The organism is Chitinimonas sp. BJB300, assembly GCF_002735695.1.
In the GTDB taxonomy this organism is placed as follows: Bacteria; Pseudomonadota; Gammaproteobacteria; order Burkholderiales; family Chitinimonadaceae; genus Chitinimonas.
In genome coordinates, this window is sequence record NZ_PDZH01000046.1 from 16,347 (window position 1) to 33,710 (window position 17,364).

The 17,364-nt window shown below is 54.5% G+C and carries 10 protein-coding genes and 2 pseudogenes; 5 read left to right on the forward strand and 7 right to left on the reverse strand.

All coding sequences use genetic code 11. From position 1 onward, the window contains the following. Positions 1-91: 91 nt before the first annotated feature. Together CSQ89_RS09760 and CSQ89_RS09765 are read left to right on the forward strand one after the other, a co-directional pair. Entirely contained in the window at positions 92-400 is a 309-nt protein-coding gene (locus CSQ89_RS09760; protein ID WP_072430098.1) for an ArsR/SmtB family transcription factor, read from the forward strand. A gap of 396 nt (positions 401-796) precedes the next feature. Further along, the gene (locus CSQ89_RS09765; RefSeq protein WP_158228956.1) at positions 797-6,169 is read left to right on the forward strand and encodes a PAS domain S-box protein; all 5,373 of its coding nucleotides are present in this window, start codon (positions 797-799) and stop codon (positions 6,167-6,169) included. An 87-nt stretch (positions 6,170-6,256) separates the two neighbouring features. Here CSQ89_RS09765 and CSQ89_RS09770 read toward each other — a convergent pair whose 3' ends face one another. Together CSQ89_RS09770 and CSQ89_RS09775 are read right to left on the reverse strand one after the other, a co-directional pair. Then, a complete protein-coding gene (locus tag CSQ89_RS09770) occupies positions 6,257-6,925 on the reverse strand; it encodes a 3-oxoacid CoA-transferase subunit B (RefSeq protein WP_099405973.1) in 669 nt (222 codons plus the stop codon). A 76-nt stretch (positions 6,926-7,001) separates the two neighbouring features. Further along, positions 7,002-7,709, reverse strand: coding sequence for a CoA transferase subunit A (locus tag CSQ89_RS09775; RefSeq protein ID WP_099405974.1), 708 nt, complete (start codon positions 7,707-7,709; stop codon positions 7,002-7,004). A 380-nt stretch (positions 7,710-8,089) separates the two neighbouring features. Here CSQ89_RS09775 and CSQ89_RS09785 point away from each other — a divergent pair, with 380 nt between their 5' ends. Together CSQ89_RS09785 and CSQ89_RS09790 are read left to right on the forward strand one after the other, a co-directional pair. Beyond that, a complete protein-coding gene (locus CSQ89_RS09785) occupies positions 8,090-10,174 on the forward strand; it encodes a S9 family peptidase (RefSeq protein WP_099405982.1) in 2,085 nt (694 codons plus the stop codon). A gap of 305 nt (positions 10,175-10,479) precedes the next feature. Then, a complete protein-coding gene (locus CSQ89_RS09790; protein ID WP_099405976.1) occupies positions 10,480-11,103 on the forward strand; it encodes a hypothetical protein in 624 nt (207 codons plus the stop codon). 192 nt (positions 11,104-11,295) lie between these two features. On the opposite strand, the gene CSQ89_RS09795 is transcribed toward CSQ89_RS09790, so the two are convergent. Together CSQ89_RS09795 and CSQ89_RS09800 are read right to left on the reverse strand one after the other, a co-directional pair. Then, positions 11,296-12,315, reverse strand: a complete 1,020-nt coding sequence (locus CSQ89_RS09795; protein ID WP_099405983.1) for an NADP-dependent oxidoreductase — start codon at positions 12,313-12,315, stop codon at positions 11,296-11,298. 441 nt (positions 12,316-12,756) lie between these two features. After that, complete coding sequence (locus tag CSQ89_RS09800; RefSeq protein WP_099405977.1) at positions 12,757-14,016, reverse strand: sugar MFS transporter; 1,260 nt, start codon at positions 14,014-14,016, stop codon at positions 12,757-12,759. A 326-nt stretch (positions 14,017-14,342) separates the two neighbouring features. On the opposite strand from CSQ89_RS09800, the pseudogene CSQ89_RS23810 reads away from it, so the two are divergent. Next, a pseudogene (locus CSQ89_RS23810) lies at positions 14,343-14,572 on the forward strand (hypothetical protein). Between the two features lie 81 nt (positions 14,573-14,653). Here CSQ89_RS23810 and CSQ89_RS09810 read toward each other — a convergent pair. The 3 genes and pseudogenes from CSQ89_RS09810 to CSQ89_RS09820 all read right to left on the reverse strand — a co-directional run. Then, positions 14,654-14,830 (reverse strand): annotated as a pseudogene (locus CSQ89_RS09810) (IS3 family transposase); the annotation flags it as partial. Positions 14,831-14,896: 66 nt separating this feature from the next. Further along, positions 14,897-16,336, reverse strand: a complete 1,440-nt coding sequence (locus CSQ89_RS09815) for a protein adenylyltransferase SelO (RefSeq protein WP_099405978.1) — start codon at positions 16,334-16,336, stop codon at positions 14,897-14,899. Between the two features lie 602 nt (positions 16,337-16,938). Next, positions 16,939-17,208 (reverse strand): transporter substrate-binding domain-containing protein, encoded by a 270-nt coding sequence (locus tag CSQ89_RS09820; protein WP_186293396.1) that lies wholly within the window; start codon positions 17,206-17,208, stop codon positions 16,939-16,941. Between the last annotated feature and the right edge of the window lie 156 nt (positions 17,209-17,364).

Below are 17,364 nucleotides of genomic sequence, written 5' to 3' on the forward strand. Positions count from 1 at the left end.
GCGGTTGCGCGGGCTTTGGGCCACGTTTAACATGCCGGCACCTGCGCAGTGCATGTATGCTGCACCACTATCCAATAAAAAATAGCTCGCTATGGCATACCACTTAATCGAGGACGACGAACAGATCGAACAGGCCTCCCGTGCGATGAAGGCAATGTCTCACCCGCTACGGCTGAAGATCCTGTGTGTTCTGGGCGATAAGGAAGTAAGTGTTCAAGATATTGTCGATGCGGTCGGTACTTCGCAAAGCAATATTTCACAACACTTGGCTATCATGCGCGAAAAAGGCGTCTTGCGAACCCGTAAGGATGCCAACCGGGTCTATTACCGCGTTGGTGACCCAAGGACGCTGGAAGTTGTCAGCATGATGCGGGATGTATTCTGCGGCTTTGCCCGTTGAATCATCACTGGCCTTCGGGGCCGGCGTAAGCCGGCCCTTTGCTTTAATTACCTGACACACCTGCATTTTCAATGCACTGGTCGACATTTTGTCGCGCGATCCTCTCTTAGGCTTACGTCGAGTCCAAAGCCTGTATTACAACACGCCTAACAGCCAAAGCGCTTTGAACCGAGCTTCCTGCTCATCCTACGTCCTATTCCCCTTCAGTGCCGAATTTCTCCTCGCAACGAACTACGACCAAGCGCTGAATCCCCCGCTGCAGTCTCGTCTCTACCAGCACGCCCTACTACCGTCCCTGCATTGGTAGATCAAGCTGCTACATTGCTTTCATGTGATGCCATTCCAGCAGTCAGGTGATCAATGCGGCACATTTTTCGACTCCCTCCCAGGCAAGCCATGCTTTGGTCACGGCTATGGTCGGCTGCCATCTTGCTGCTGGGAGGGGTACTCACCTATCTGAGTGTGCAACAAACCTACACTTTCGATGCCGAAAACGCAGCGAATCGGTACCAATTCCTGTCCGAGCGTCTGGTCACCGAGATAGATCGCCGTTTTCGTACTCCCCACTACGGCTTGATGGGTGCGAAGGGCATGATGGCAGCCACAGGCAAGCCAAGCTACAGCGCATTCAAAGCCTATGTCGCCGCGCGTAATCTGCCACAGGAGTTTCCGGGTATCCGCGGGTTTGGCTTTATTCAACGGCTTACGCGTGACCAAATCTCTGATTTTCAAGCCGCCGAGCGGCATGAACAACCTGGGTTTACGCTCACCACCCCTGGCGATGCCAATGATCTGTATGTCATTCGCTACATTGAGCCCATCGAGTCCAATCGCCCTGCATTGGGCTTCGACCTGGGCTCGGAGTCATATCGACGCCAAGCAATAGAGCGCGCCATACGTACAGGCAAACCATCGATTACCCACAGCATCCCCTTGATTCAAGACACCTTCGCCCGGCTAGGCTATCTCTATATCCTTCCCTTGTATCAGTCTGATATCACGCCGAAAACCGAGGATGAACGTAAAGCCAAGCTCAAAGGCCTTGTATATACACCAATCGTGGTGGCTGAAATTCTCAATAACGTCGATGAGACGGCTGCAAAGGAGCTGACTGTCGAGCTTTTCGACGGTGCGCTACCAACAAATACGAATCAGGTCTTCGATAGTGCACGCCCTGCAGGCAGCCTCTCAACTAAGCCTAACGCTAAAAGCGTTGCACCAGAACAACAGTATGAGCCTCGTTTCAAGCAGGTACATCAAATCGAAATTGGGGGCCGCCAACTCAGCTTGCGTATACAGACCACGCCACTATTCGATACTGCAGTCCGCTCGCCGACATCTCAAATCGTTGCCGTTTGTGGGGTGATGTTGAGTCTGTTCTTCACCTTGATATTTTGGCTGCTGATGCATAGCCGATTACGCGCAGAACGGCTCGCCGAGAAGATGACCGCGGATGTGGAACGCTTGGCCATGGTGGCCCGATTCACCACCAACGCCGTGTTCATTACCGATGCCCAACGGCAGATCGTCTGGGTAAATGAAGGTTTTTCCCGCATTACCGGTTACCAGCCTCATGAGGTAATGGGTAAAACACCCGCTAATTTTCTGCTGTCACCCAACATTGATGTGCATACCCTTGCCTTGATGCGGGCCCAACTCGACGCGCATCAAAGCGTCAGCAGCGAAGTATTGCACCAGACCAAGGAAGGCCGTGAATACTGGGCGCATGTCGAATTGCAGCCGCTACAGGATCGACTCGGCCAATTCACTGGGTACATGGCCATCGAAACAGACATCACCACGGCACGATCGGCCTCAATGCAGCTGCAATTGGCATTGCGCGAGAGCAATGCGCTCAATCAGGTTATTCGGGACCACGCCATTGTTTCGGTGACCGACAGAGGTGGCCGCATCATCGAAGCCAACGATGCGTTTTGCCGTATCAGCGGCTATATGCAGGATGAACTGCTGGGACAAAACCATCGCATTATCAATTCCGGCCATCATGACAAGGCGTTCTGGCAAGCGATGTGGACTACCGTCACCCAAGGTAATGCTTGGCGCAGCGAGGTATGCAATCGCAACAAGCTGGGCGACCTGTACTGGGTTGACTCGATCATTACACCAATGCGTGGCGAGGACGGCCAAATCAATCGTTACCTGTCGATCCGCGTGGACATCACGTTTGGCAAACAGGCTATGCAGCAATTGGCGCAAGAAAGGCGATCACTGGAGAACGTACTCAAGGGTACGGATGCCGGCACCTGGGAGTGGCATGTTGAAACCGGCGAGTCCCATTTCAACCTGCGCTGGCTCAAAATGCTCGGTTATACCGCGATCGACCTCGAAGACCTTTCACATCACACCTGGATCAGCCTCACCCACCCCGATGACCTGCCCGAAGCACAATCGCGGCTAGGAGCGCACCTTGCCGGCCAAGCACCCGACTACGAAGCTGAATTTCGCATGCGCAACCGCGCCGGCAATTGGCAGTGGGTGCAATCCCGCGGGCAAGTGATTTCGCGTACGGCGGAGGGTAAGCCGGAGTGGATAGCGGGGATACACCTCAATATTGATGCGCGCAAACGCGCCGAAATCTCGCTCATCGAAGAAAAACAGCGGCTGGCCCGTATTCTGGAAGGCACCAATATAGGCACGTGGGAATGGCAGGTGCAAACCGGTGAGACGCGTTTCAATGAGCGGTGGGCAGAAATCATCGGCTACTCGCTTGAAGAACTCATGCCGGTGGATATCAATACCTGGTGCAGACTGGTGCACCCGACTGACCTGTCCCGCATCAGCGAACTGTGGCGACGCCACTTTTCGGGGGAGTTACCATATTACGAATGTGAAACGCGGATGCGGCATAAGAATGGCCATTGGGTTTGGGTGCTTGATCGGGGCAAGCTGAACAGCCGGACCGACAGCGGCGAACCCAAGTGGGTGTATGGCATCCAAATGGATATCACTGAACGCAAACTGGCGGAACAAGCCGTCAAAGATGCCCGGACCTGGATGGAGCGCACCGTGCAGATCGCCGGGCTGGGCTCATGGGTAATCGATCTGTTGACCGACAAACCCACCCTGTCCGACCAGACCTGCAAGATCCACGAAGTACCGCCGGGCTATACCCCCACGCTGGAAACCATTATCCAGTTTTATGCGCCTGATGCACGCCCCATCATCGCAGCCGCCATTCACCGCAGCATCGAAAACGGCGAGCCATGGGACCTGGAACTGCCATTCATTACCGCCACCGGTCGAGCCATCTGGGTGCGGACGGTGGGCGAAGCGGAATTTGAAGACGGCAAAGCGGTTCGCCTGGTGGGCGCTTTCCAGGACATCACCGAGCGACGCAAGAATGCCGAAGCCATCGAGGAATCGCGCTATCTGCTGAGTTCAGTGGTGAATGCCGCGAATGTGCTGTCCATCATCGCGACCGATAAAGCCGGCCAAATCACCTTGTTCAACGATGGGGCTGAACGCCTTCTGGGCTACGAAGCCGAGGAGGTGGTCGGCCGGCAGACACCGGCTATCTTCCACCTCGCCGAAGAAATGGCGGCGCGCGGTGTTGAGCTTACCCAAGCAATCGGGCGTCCGATTGAAGGATTTGACGTATTCATTACCAATCCACTCATCGGTGTACCCGAGGAGCGGGAATGGACCTATGTGCGCAAGGATGGCGCCCATATCCCGGTTTCCCTCGCGATCACCGCCATGCGTACCGATGGGGGGGAATTGGTCGGCTTTTTGGGGGTCGCCCAAGACATCCGCCTGCGTAAGGAGTTTGAAGCGAATCTAGTTGCCGCCAAAGACATGGCCGAACAAGCCAACCAAGCCAAAAGCCAGTTCCTGGCCAATATGAGCCACGAAATCCGCACCCCCATGAATGCCATTCTGGGGATGTTGCAGTTGCTACAACACACTGCGCTCAGCAATACGCAACGCGACTACACCAGTAAAGCGCAAATGGCGGCGCATTCATTGCTCGACATCCTGAATGACATCCTCGATTTTTCAAAGGTGGAAGCCGGCAAGCTGGAGCTTGATCCGCAACCATTTTGGCTCGACAGCCTGTTCCGGCATCTGTCAGTGATCCTGACAGGCTCCAAGGCGGCCAAGCCAGTCGAACTCTTGTTCGACCTTCCCCAACGCCTACCGTATCAACTCGTCGGCGATGAAGTCCGGCTTAATCAGGTACTCATCAACCTTGCAGGCAACGCCGTCAAGTTCACAGAACAAGGCGAGGTATTGATTCAGGTATCGATACAGAAACAGGACGACGCCCAGATCACTTTGTGTTTCGCCGTCAAGGACACGGGTATCGGTATCAGCCCCGATCAGCAGCGCAAGCTATTCCATGGCTTCCAACAGGCCGAAGCATCCACAACCCGCCGATTTGGTGGCACAGGGCTTGGACTGGCCATCAGCCAACGGCTGGTACAGCTCATGGGCGGGCATATAGAAGTGGAAAGTGAGGTGGGCAAAGGCAGCAACTTCCATTTCTCGCTCAGCTTTCCGCTCGCAAACACCATTGCTTTCGATCCACTGCCCACGACGCACCTGCATGTATTAATCGTCGACGACAACGAAAAAGCACGTACCGTCCTTGCCAGCATGGGCAAGCATCTGGGGTGGGAAGTAACCTTGGCAGCAAGCGGCAAGCAGGCGTTGGACCTGATGCAACAGTGTATACAGGCGGGTGAGCACTATGATGTCATGCTCATTGACTGGATCATGCCGGATATGGACGGCTGGGATACCTGCCGCGCCCTGCATGCGTTGGTAGGCGATGCCCCTCCGCTGATGATTATGCAAACCGCACACAGTTCGGAAATGCTGACGCAACGCTCTCCAGCAGATCAAGCTTTGCTGGACGGCTTTCTTGTCAAACCGATCACCGCGTCCATGCTGCTCGATGTCATCAGGGAGGCCAACGCCCGGCGTAACAACGCCAACCATGAAATGCCCGTGTTGGCGCAGCCTGCTTCTTCACGGCTTAGTGGTATCCATGTGCTGCTGGTAGAGGACAACCCCATCAATCAGCAGGTTGCCAAAAGCCTACTTGAAACCGAAGGGGCGCAAGTCACGGTCAAAGACAATGGCTTGCTGGGGGTAAAGGCCATCGCCGATTCGCCGAAAGCTTTTGATATCGTCCTGATGGATCTACAAATGCCCGTCATGGATGGTTACCAGGCAACACGTGAAATAAGGCAGACCATCAATGCGAATATCCTACCCATCATTGCCATGACAGCCAACGCGATGTCCTCCGACCGCAATGCCTGCCTGGAAGCCGGCATGAATGACCATATCGGCAAACCATTTGAGTTAGGGTATCTCGTCACCACCATCCTGCATCATCTACACGGTGCAGACCACGCCAAGCCACTCACTCAACCCACATTGGACAGTGCGATCACCCCTCCCCTGCTCAACCTGGAAGCGGCGGTGCAACGCCTGGGTGGCGACCGTATGCTGCTCGACTCGCTGGTAGACGATTTTCTACATGACCTGAACCATGAGGTGGAGAAACTCGGACAATTGCTGAGTACCGGCGCGCAGCAGGATGCCTACCGACAGATGCATACCCTGAAAGGCACCGCCAGCACCTTGGGGGCAGAACGCCTGGCGGATGTCGCCCTGGTATGGGAAAGCGTGCTGAAGCAAGCCGGCACAGCCCTCCCCGATATTGCGCTACACCAGCAACTTGTTGATTGCATTGCTGAAACCGCTGCCGCCATTCGCATCGCCTTCAATCGCGGTTAGCCGGTAGACAAAGAGGTAGCCGCCGCTTTCCATTTGCCATGAAATGAAAAAGGCCAGGTACACACCCAACCCTTCAAGTTCACAGTATCAGGCTGACTGTTTGGCCCGCAGCGGCGAAAAGTCCAGCTTCACCGCGGTTGCTTCGCCGATCTCCGCTTCGGTCACGCCCGGTGCCAGTTCCAGCACCGACAGCCCTTTCTCACTGATCTCCATGACACCCATGTCGGTGATGATGAGATTGACCACGCCCAGCCCGGTCAGCGGTAGGGTGCATTTTGGCAGGATCTTCGCATCGACCGTACCATCCTTTTTGCGTGCCACGTGCTCCATCAGTACGATCACCCGGCCAACCCCCGCCACCAGGTCCATGGCGCCGCCCATGCCCTTGACCATCTTGCCAGGGATCATCCAATTGGCAAGGTCGCCCTTCTCGCTTACCTGCATCGCGCCCAAGATGGCTAAGTTGATCTTGCCACCCCGTATCATGCCAAAGCTGTCGCTTGAACTGAAAATCGCCGAGCCGGGCAAGGTGGTGATGGTTTGCTTACCGGCGTTAATGACATCGGGGTCTACCTCTGCATCCGCCGGAAAGGGGCCAATGCCCAACAAGCCGTTTTCTGATTGTAACCAGACTTCCATGCCCTGCGGCACGTGGTTCGCCACCAGCGTTGGCAAGCCAATACCTAGGTTGACGTAGTAACCATCGCGCAATTCCTGTGCGGCGCGGATGGCCATTTGTTCTCTGCTCCAAGCCATTCTTCTTCTCCTTAAAAACCCGTTCACTTACCCTGCCAGCGCACAAACGCTACACAGCAAGGCCAGGGACCGGTTATCAACCATTCGGATTTTCGCGGGTAGTCCGTTTTTCAATACGCTTTTCCGGCTTGGCATTCAGCACGATACGGTGTACGTAAATGCCGGGCGTATGGATGTCATCCGGGTCAAAGCTGCCGATCTCGACGATTTCCTCCACTTCCACCACCGTCACTTTACCGGCCATGGCGACGTTTGGATTGAAGTTGCGCGCAGTTCGGTGATACAGCAGATTGCCCGCCTTATCGGCTTTCCAGGCCTTCACCAACGAAATATCCGCTGTCAGGGCATGTTCAAGCACATACATCTTGCCATCGATTTCGCGTGTCTCCTTACCCTCCGCCACCAGCGTGCCGTAGCCCGTGGCAGTGTAGAAAGCAGGGATACCACAACCACCGGCACGCAGCTTTTCCGCCAGGGTGCCTTGCGGTGTGAACTCCAAAGCCAGCTCCCCAGCTAGATACTGACGTTCGAACTCTTTGTTCTCACCCACGTAAGACGACACCATCTTTTTGATCTGGCGGGTTTCCAGGAGTTGGCCCAGGCCAAAACCATCAACGCCGGCGTTATTGGATATCGCCGTGAGATTTCCCACGCCACTGTCACGCAGCGCGCCAATCAGCGCCTCGGGAATACCACATAAGCCAAAACCGCCTACGGCAATGGTCTGGCCATCCTTGACCAGGTCGGCAAGCGCCGCCTGGGCGCTGGGGTAGATTTTGTTCATGCTCTTTCCTGACTACGCTAGATTTGAAGACATCAGAAATCGCTTTTCACGCTTTCCAATAGGAGCGAGGCGCGACATGGCGACGGCCCCTTCGGTAACGCTATTGTGCCATCCAGCCACCATCCCTATTCCATACCACGCCAAGGTTTTGCGTGCATTTTGTTTATCCTTGTCGCGTGCTGGGATGCCCCAACCAAAATCCATCTTAGAACCTGTTGGCTATCTGTAGCGAGCGCGCCGTGAACTTGGCGGCAAACACACCACACAAGTTCGCGAGATACTGCAATCATCCTGCCCAATCTCGCGCGCACCATTCCTCAAGCACATCATGCCGCGCTTCGTTATCCTGCCCCCTTTTGCCCTAAATGAAACTGCTTGCCATGGCTGCCAACAAAAAAACCGTCCTCTCTGCTTCAAAACCCACGACCCCTATTGCCACCAAACAACCTCAATTTCGATTTCTTCATGGCGACGCCCGTGATGACGATTATCGTTGGCTGCACGACAAAGACAACGTAGAAACCATCACTTATCTGCAGGCCGAGAACAGCTATGCCGAGGCCATGACTGCCGACCTGAAACCCTTCGAGACATCACTCTTCGAGGAAATGAAAGCGCGCATCAAGGAAGACGATAGTTCCGTGCCTTACAAGTTGGATGGTTACTACTATTACTCGCGCTTTGAAGCCAGCAGGGAGTACCCGCTCCTATGCCGCAAACCGATTGACGCCAACGGCGGGTGGGCCGACTCGCCCGAGCAGGTACTGCTGGACATCAATGTACTCGCCAAAGGTAAAACCTTCATGGAGGTCGGCGAATTCGAAGTCAGCCCCGATGGGCACATGTTGGCGTTTTCCACCGATGCCACCGGCTTTCGCCAATACAAACTACAGATCAAAGACCTGCGCAGCGGCAAACTCCTGCCATTCAAGCGCGATCGCGTCACCTCGGCAGCTTGGGCGCTCGATAGCCGTACGCTGTTTTATTCCACCGAAGACAAACAGACCAAACGCTCCAACCAACTTTGGCGACATACGCTGGGCGAATCTGTCGATAAGTTGGTCCATGAAGAAAAAGACGAGCGCTTTGGCCTGGACGTGTACCTCACCCGGAGCAATGGCTATCTGATCGAACAGATAGGCAGCCTTACCAGCAGTGAAATCCGCTATCTGAAAGCCGACGAGCCCAATGGGCGCTGGCGCGTGCTGGCGCGCCGCCGGGCACAGATCGAATACAACGTCGACCATCGTGCCGATGCGTTCTACCTCCGCATCAACGACACCGGGCGTAATTTCCGCTTGGTGACAGCACCAATTACGAACCCCGGCCGTGAGAACTGGCTAGAAGTATTGCCGGCACGCGAAGATGTCATGCTCGAAGGCATCGACCTGTTCCAGCACTTCATGGTGCAGTACGAACGCGTCAATGGCTTGAACCAACTGGTTATCACCGACCTTCGCACCCAGGCGACCCATGGCATGGCATTCAGCGAACCGGTCTACAGCCTTGGCGTGGAGGCAAATGCAGAGTGGGATACCGAAGTTTATCGCTACAGCTACGAGTCGATGACGACACCGAGCACCGTGTATGACTACCACATGGCGACGCGTACACAGACTTTGCTGAAACGCCGCCCTGTGCTGGGCGATTTCGACCCAGTCAATTACATGACTGAACGCATCTGGGCAACCGCGCGCGATGGCGTCCCCGTACCCATTTCACTGGTCTATCGGAAAGGTAAGGTATGCAATGGCAGCTCGCCGCTGTGGCTCGACGCCTATGGCGCTTATGGCATACCCAACGATGTGTACTTCTCATCCAGCCGGTTATCGTTACTAGACCGCGGCGTCACTTTTGCCGTGGCGCACATCCGTGGCGGTGGTGATTTGGGTAAGACGTGGCACGATGCGGGCCGAATGCAGCACAAGATCAACAGCTTCACCGACTTTATCGCCTGCGCGGAACACCTGATTACCAAGGGCTATACCAGCAGTGACAGGTTGGTCATTGAAGGCGGGAGCGCAGGTGGCCTGCTGATGGGCGCGGTGAGCAATATGCGTCCCGACCTTTTCAAGATTGTCGTTTCACAGGTGCCTTTTGTAGACGTACTCAGCACCATGCTGGATGCTAGCCTGCCGCTGACGGTAGGTGAGTACGAGGAATGGGGTAACCCAAACAAGAAAACCGAATACCACTGGATGCGCGCCTATTCGCCTTACGACAACCTCAGCGCCCAGTCCTACCCCACCATGCTGGTCAAGACTTCACTCAACGACAGCCAAGTCATGTTTTGGGAGCCGGCGAAGTATGTCGCCAAGCTGCGTACCCTCAAGACCGACCAGAACCCGCTTCTGCTGATGACCAATATGGGCGCAGGCCACGGCGGGGCAAGCGGCCGTTTCGACAGGCTGAAGGAAATAGCGTTCGACTATGCGTTTGTATTACGCGAACTCGGCTTGAACTAAGAACCTGTCTAAATTCTGCTACGCGCCGGCAACACGGCGTTGAAAACACTCTCGGAATGTGCATTTACCACTTGTAAACGCCGCTTCCTCGACTGTTTTCGCCTTGTCTTGCCTAGCTCGCGAGACTTTAAACAGGTTCTACGGAGAAGAAATAAGTCCTCATCCGGTCTACAACGCAACCAAAGGTTGCGCTGTCACCACACTATATATAAGTAATATCTTTTTCTGTTTAACAGCATTTTGACAAACCGGTTTGGTCAAATAACCCGCCGACATTGGCGCTATCAATTGCTAGGAAATGAGATATGCAATTCAATCGCAAGGTGTTTTTTACTGACTGGAGTGCCCGTACCAACCTAAGCTTGACGCCAGAACGCCAAGCGGCTGTTACCGCCTTGCTTGACTTGATCGAAGCTGACCCAGGCTTTGCTCAGATCCGTGAAATAGCCTATTTCCTAGCGACGGTAAGGTGGGAGAGCAATCATACTTTTGCCCCCATCAAGGAAAAACGTTTCAACAGCCAAACGCGGCCGCGCGAATGGGCTAGCCAGAATGTGTACTGGCAAACCGGTTTTTACGGACGTGGCCTAGTGCAGATCACCTGGGAAGTAAATTACCGTAAGGCCAGCAAAAAACTGGCGGGCATGCAATTCAAACTAAACAGCGGTAGCCAACTGACGCTCACCGCCGATAGCTTGGTCCAACAACCCGACCTCACCATGGAATTAAGTATTGCTTACGCGATTGGCGCACGCGGCATGCGCGAGGGCTGGTTTACCGGCAAGAAGCTATCCGACTATATCAAGCCCAGTGAAGCACCCGATTATGCAGGTGCACGCCGCATCATCAATGGTGTAGACCGCAAGGACGAAATCGCAGCGATGGCTGCACAATTCGAACTGCTGCTGCGCGCAGCAGCCTCGGCATAGAACCTGTTCAAAGTTTGATAAGCTAAAGCGAGATAAGACGAAAACGACGGAGGAAGCAGCATTAAGTTATTGTAAATGAGCATTCCATAGGTCTTCTCGACTCCGTATCGCCTTACACACCGTTGGCGTTGAACAGGTTCTAAATGAGCTTCCGATTTTCCCGCAGCAAAGTTCGCCAGCTCATCACAAGCGTTAACTCACCGCTACGATGAGCTTGCCGAAGTTCCGCCCGTTCAGCATGCCAATGAATGCATGGGGTGCTTGCTCCAAACCTGGCACCAAGTCTTCACGGTAGACAACCTCACCACGCTTTACCCAGTTACCCATCGTTTGCAAAAACGCTGGGTAGCGGTCTTCATAATCGAAGTTGATGAAACCTTGCATGCTGATACGTTTCGTCAACAAGGTGCTCAACAGCGCCGGCACCTGATTCGGCCCTTCCGGCAATCCGGTGTCGTTGTAATGGGCAATCAACCCACAAACCGGCACGCGCGCATCTTTATTGAGCAATGGCAGTACCGCGTCGAAAATAGCGCCGCCCACATTTTCAAAGTAAACATCAATACCTTGAGGGCATGCAGCGGCAAGCGCTGCTGCAAGCTGTGGGGCCTTATGGTCCAGACAGGCATCAAAACCCAGTTCTTCCACGGCATAACGGCATTTGTCCGGGCCCCCGGCGATACCCACCACACGACACCCTGTAAGCTTGGCGATTTGGCCTACCGCAGCACCCACAGCCCCGGTAGCCGCCGCAACCACGACGGTTTCTCCTTCGCGCGCCCGGCCAATCTCAAGCAAACCCAGATATGCCGTGAAACCCGGCATGCCAAGCACCCCTAATGCCAAGGAGGGGCGCTCCAGATTATTCAGCTTGCGCAATCCCTTCCCGTCTGAAATGGCATGCGACTGCCAACCGGTGTAAGCCAGCACCCAGTCGCCCGCGTGGTAATCAGGGTGTAAAGACACCTCGACTCGGCAAATAGCCCCACCCACCATAACCTCACCAATGCCTACAGGCTGGGCATACGATGTCCCTTCGTTCATACGCAGACGCATGTACGGGTCTAAAGACAGATAAACCGTGTGCAAGAGCAGTTGCCCCGCCTCGGGCTGGGGCACCGTGCCGCGCTCGAAACGGAAATTCTCCAGCGTGGGCAAACCCTGTGGGCGGGACGCCAGGGTAATGCGTGTGTGTTGTGTACGAATGGTCACAATAGGGGCCTCCAAATTGGGTTGGGCTTGGAAATCAATTTCCTTTTAATCAATGCATGCCGGCATCCGTGAATGTGGCTTCGTACGCCACGACTAAACGCCCTACCAAAATAAGGCGTATAAATCACGGGCGAAGCAGGTATTCATTCCGGACACAGACCAGATTGTGGATGGGTTCCAAGTCCACTGCCGTATTGCTTGCAGATAGAGCCATGAGGTGATGGCTGTTCACAACAAACCCACGAGCGGACGCCCTGCTGCCTCCCAAAAATTTTCGTAAAACGGGCCACAGTGCATGCCCACTTATGAACTTATGAGCGCCACCAGCTTCAAAGCGCGGTAAGCAGAAACAACAACACCGGCGCCAGGCCGGTGTTGTTTGCTCACCAAAACGCACGCGGTTGGCTTTATCAGCCCAAAGCGGTCGTCATAGGATTTAAATCAAGCACTTTGTGGCAACGCGCCTTTATTGTCTGGCTTGGTCGCCACAGCCAAAGGGCGATAACCATGCGTGCCGTAGTAAGCAATGAAGAGGTAACAAACCAGTGGCACCACAAATGTAACCAGCAAAGTCATATGGTCAGCCAGCATAGCCTGCAACAAGGGCACAACCGCGCCGCCCACAATCGCCATGCACAGCACACCCGAACCCAGGCTCGTACGCTCGCCCAGGCTTTCCAGTGCCAGCGAGAAAATCGTCGGGAACATGATGGAATTGAACAAACCAGTCAGCAGCAAAGCCCACATCGCCACAGGGCCACCAATACAGATTGCCAACCCGATCAACATGGCGTTGATCATCCCTGCGCAAGCCAGCACACGGCTGGCCGGCACACTACGCATCAGCGCACTACCTACAAAGCGCCCAACCATGGCAGCGCCCCCGATGAAAGCCAGATACCGACCCGCAGTAGCGTGGCTGAAGCCAGCATTGGCCGGGTCGCTCATCAAGCTGACGAAAAAGCTGCCAATCGACACCTCGGCACCCACATAGGTAAAGATACCCACGGCGCCCAACACTAAATGGCGCTGCGACCAAATACTACGAACAGGTTGTTGGCTGGATGCCTTCGAGACTGTGTCTGACCCCATCTTGCGTACATCGGGCAAACGAAAGAGCGCCACAGCGGCCGCCAACACAAACAGCAAAGCCGCCAACACCAAGTAAGGACCTTGCACACTGCTCGGGTCATTCACCGCAGCCGCAGTGTGGTCAGCAACGCCGAGAATCGTGACCGCACCCACTAACGGGCCCAAGGTAGCACCCAGGGAATTGAACGCCTGGGCCAGATTCAAGCGGCTCGATGCCGTTTCAGGCGCACCCAGGAAGGTAACGTAAGGGTTCGCCGCTACCTGCAACAAAGTAATCCCTGACGCCAGCACAAATAGCGCGCCCAGGAAAAAAGGATAGGCACGCAAGCTGGCTGCTGGATAGAACATCAAGCAACCCACACCCACAGTGCACAAACCAATGATAATGCCGCGTTGATACCCCAGGCGCTGCAACAGCCAGCCGGCCGGCATCGAGACGACAAAATAAGCACTAAAGAAACAGGACTGCACCAAGATGGCCTGCACAAACGTCAGCGAGAACATCGCCTTAAAATGCGGCACCAGAATGTCATTCAGCGAGGTAATCAAACCCCACATAAAGAACAGCGAAGTCAGCACCGCCAATGGGCGGGAATGCGGTTGGTTCATGATGGCAATCCTGTCTTGCTTACGCAAAACTTACCTGTAATCAGAAAGTTCGCGATGCTAACGACTAGCCGCCCCCTGCGCACCTGGGATTTCCACAGCTAGCAGAGTTCGATAAATGCTTAATTCAATGTCAAAAATGGGGGGCACTGACGATATTTACCCATCCTCTAAATCCACACATCGCCACATGTACAAACCGCCCCAGGCCAGGATTACATCACTCAATTCGCCTGCGGGAAATGGCCGGTTTTCTATCGCTTTTTCTGCTACAACTTGCAAGTAAATTCCTTGCAAAATCCACATTCTAATTAATTACCCCTGATGTGGTGATTGCCCACCCGGGTTGGGGCGAATCGCTGTTTGTGAAAGACATCTTTCCCAACACCCGCTTAATCCACTTCTGCGAATTGTTCTACCGCGCAGAAAGGGGCCGACATCGGTTTCGACCCAGCCTCCAGTAACCCTGGACGACCGTGCCCGTATTCGCAGCAAGAATGCCCTGCACCTGTTGGCGCTCGATGCCTGTGATATCGGCATTGCCCCCACCCAGTGGTAGAAGTCGCGCTTCCCCGACGAATACCAATACTGAACCACCCCGGGTTTTGAGGAAGCTATTTCGTTAAAGTGTTTTAGCGAGTTACCAGTAATAGTTTGCCTCAGCTTCCACTGGTGGGATATAGCCAATGGGTTCGAGCAGGCGGTCGTGGTTGAACCAGGCCACCCATTCCAACGTAGCCAGCTCCACAGCTTCACCGGTTTACCACGGGCATCGCCGGTGGATGACCTCGGCCTTGTTCAAACCGTTGATGGTTTCATCGGCGATTGGCAGGGTTGGGGCGAGTGGTCGGCCAGATCACTCGCCCCTACTGTTTCATCGACTTTAAGACGAGCAGCTCACCGACAGCTCCGTTGCCCAGTCTGGTGGCAACCCTGCGTAAGCCTCAAAATCAGGCTGTTCATCAAATGGCCGCGCCAACAACGTTTGTAATCGGGTTATCTCCCTGAAGTCACCGGCATTGGCTTGGCGTATGGCTTGTTCCGCCAAATGATTACGCAGGATGTACTTGGGGTTGACAGCCAACATGGCCGTTTGCCGCTCGGCCTGATCACGGCCCTCTAAGGCCAAGCGCACTTTGTAGTCCCACGCCCAGGCATCGAAAGCATCCCGATCAACCATAAGGTTACGGACCGGTTCGTTAAGACTGGTCATATCGAAATGGCAAAGGGCGCGCCAAAAAATCGTCCAGTCAGTATGCCCAGCTTGCAGCAGGTCGAAAAGGCGGGTGAACAACTGCCAATCATCAGGCGCTTCATCAACCAGACCCAACTTGGCGCGAAAGCGCTCGGCCAGCGCGGTTTCAAACTCGCCTTGGTATTGCTTCAAAGCCGCAATCGCTTCATCGCGGTCAAGCAAAGGCAACAGCGCCTGGGCCAGACAGTTCAAGTTGAACAGGCCAACTTCAGGCTGCATCCCATACGCGTAGCGGCCACTGTGGTCCGAATGGTTGCAGATATGGCCGGCGTCGAATCCATCCAGAAAACCAAATGGCCCGTAATCGATGGTCAAGCCCAGCAGCGACATGTTGTCGGTGTTCATCACACCATGGCAAAAACCAACCGCCTGCCAATCGGCAATCAATTCAGCCGTGCGCGCCACGACTTCGCTCAGCATCGCCTGATAGGGGTTAGCGGCATCGCGATGGTGAGGGAAATAGTGAGCGATGGCGAAATCCGCCAGCGCTTTCAGCGCAGTATGGTTACCTAGGTAGTAAAAATGCTCGAAGTGGCCAAAGCGTAGAAACGATGGCGCGACGCGGGTCACCACCGCAGCGGTTTCCTGTGTCTCGCGCCAGACAGTCTCTGGGCTGGCAACCAAGGCCAGGGCCCGGGTCGTGGGAATACCCAAGCCATGCATGGCTTCAGAACAAAGATATTCACGAATACTGGACCGCAGCACGGCACGGCCATCTGCCCGCCGTGAATAGGGCGTCTGCCCTGCCCCTTTAAGCTGAATTTCCTGCCCGGCCAACTCACCCAGCAACATAGCGCGACCGTCGCCAAGCTGCCCGGCCCATACACCGAACTGATGTCCAGAATAAACCGTGGCGATTGGCGGTTCGGCGGCAATGGCTTGATTACCTGCAAAGCTATCCGCTGCATTGGGAATCTGGTTGACGTCCAGAGGCAAACCCATGCTGGCAGCAAGTTCACTATTCCATGCAAGGAGTTGCGTTGCTGGCAGCGGCTCGGCCACCACTTCGCTGTAAAACTGGCTGCCAAGTTGCCGAAAGCGAGCGGGATGAAGCTGGATGGATAACATAATGGTTCCGACGAATTTTGTCGGATCTTAACGCCGATGCCATTGCATCGCCTATCGTAGCGGCTAAGGACCATTGAATCGCAGGGCGATGCCCCAAGATGGCGGAAATATAGCGGAAGTGGTGGCCATTGCACCCTATGCCAGCGATTGCAATTGAGGTTTTAAAATACCCCCATCTATACTTTGACATAAAAAAATCAAGCCAATGATTAAGAATGGTAGCGTGGGGGCGAATTGATGGCTTTTTTTCATCAGCCCCTTCATTACAAGCCGCATGACGGAAAATACCCGAGCATAAACTGATTACACAACTCTTAACCATTGGCCAAGCTGAATGGGTAATACGAGCACGACCGGATGTAACCGAGGAAGAGGTAAAAAAAATTACAACTGACAATTGATAGGTTGAAAAGTGAAGGATTCTTTACAAAAATTTCGAAAGACTATATTACAGAGCTTGGGGATTAATAATAATCCTTGAACAATCTAAGCACCGCGAGGCTATACACAGCCCCCATCCTTATAAAATCACCGGCCAAGTAAATAGTGTGCAACACAATAATCTGCACACATCCCCCCAGCCGTCCCCTGCCAAATCAGTATTACTTGTATTTGGCGCCAATTTTGGCTGAGGTCCCGTCCTTTTCCATCGCATGGACAGCATCGTTGAGTTTCTTCACTGTGTCATCCGATACAGACGGATTGCACGCGACGTACATCTGGCTGTCTTTTGGGTCACCGGCAGTCAATACCGACTTTATCTTGCCCTGCAAGCCTTCGCGTGCCGCCTTGTAGGGGCCGCTATTCGCGCCTGCCACCCATAGGTCGATACGACCAGATAGAAGCTTGGGCAGATTCTGCGTATCGGTCACGACACGATCCAGCTTTACCCCTTGCTTCTCTAAATAACTGATGTTACGCAGTAGCTGCGAGAAGCAGCTGTAACTGATCATAAGCCGCGCGGGAGGCGTTGATCAGTAACTTGCGGCAAAGTGCGAATGGGTTCTTCTGCGTCTTGATGCTCAGGC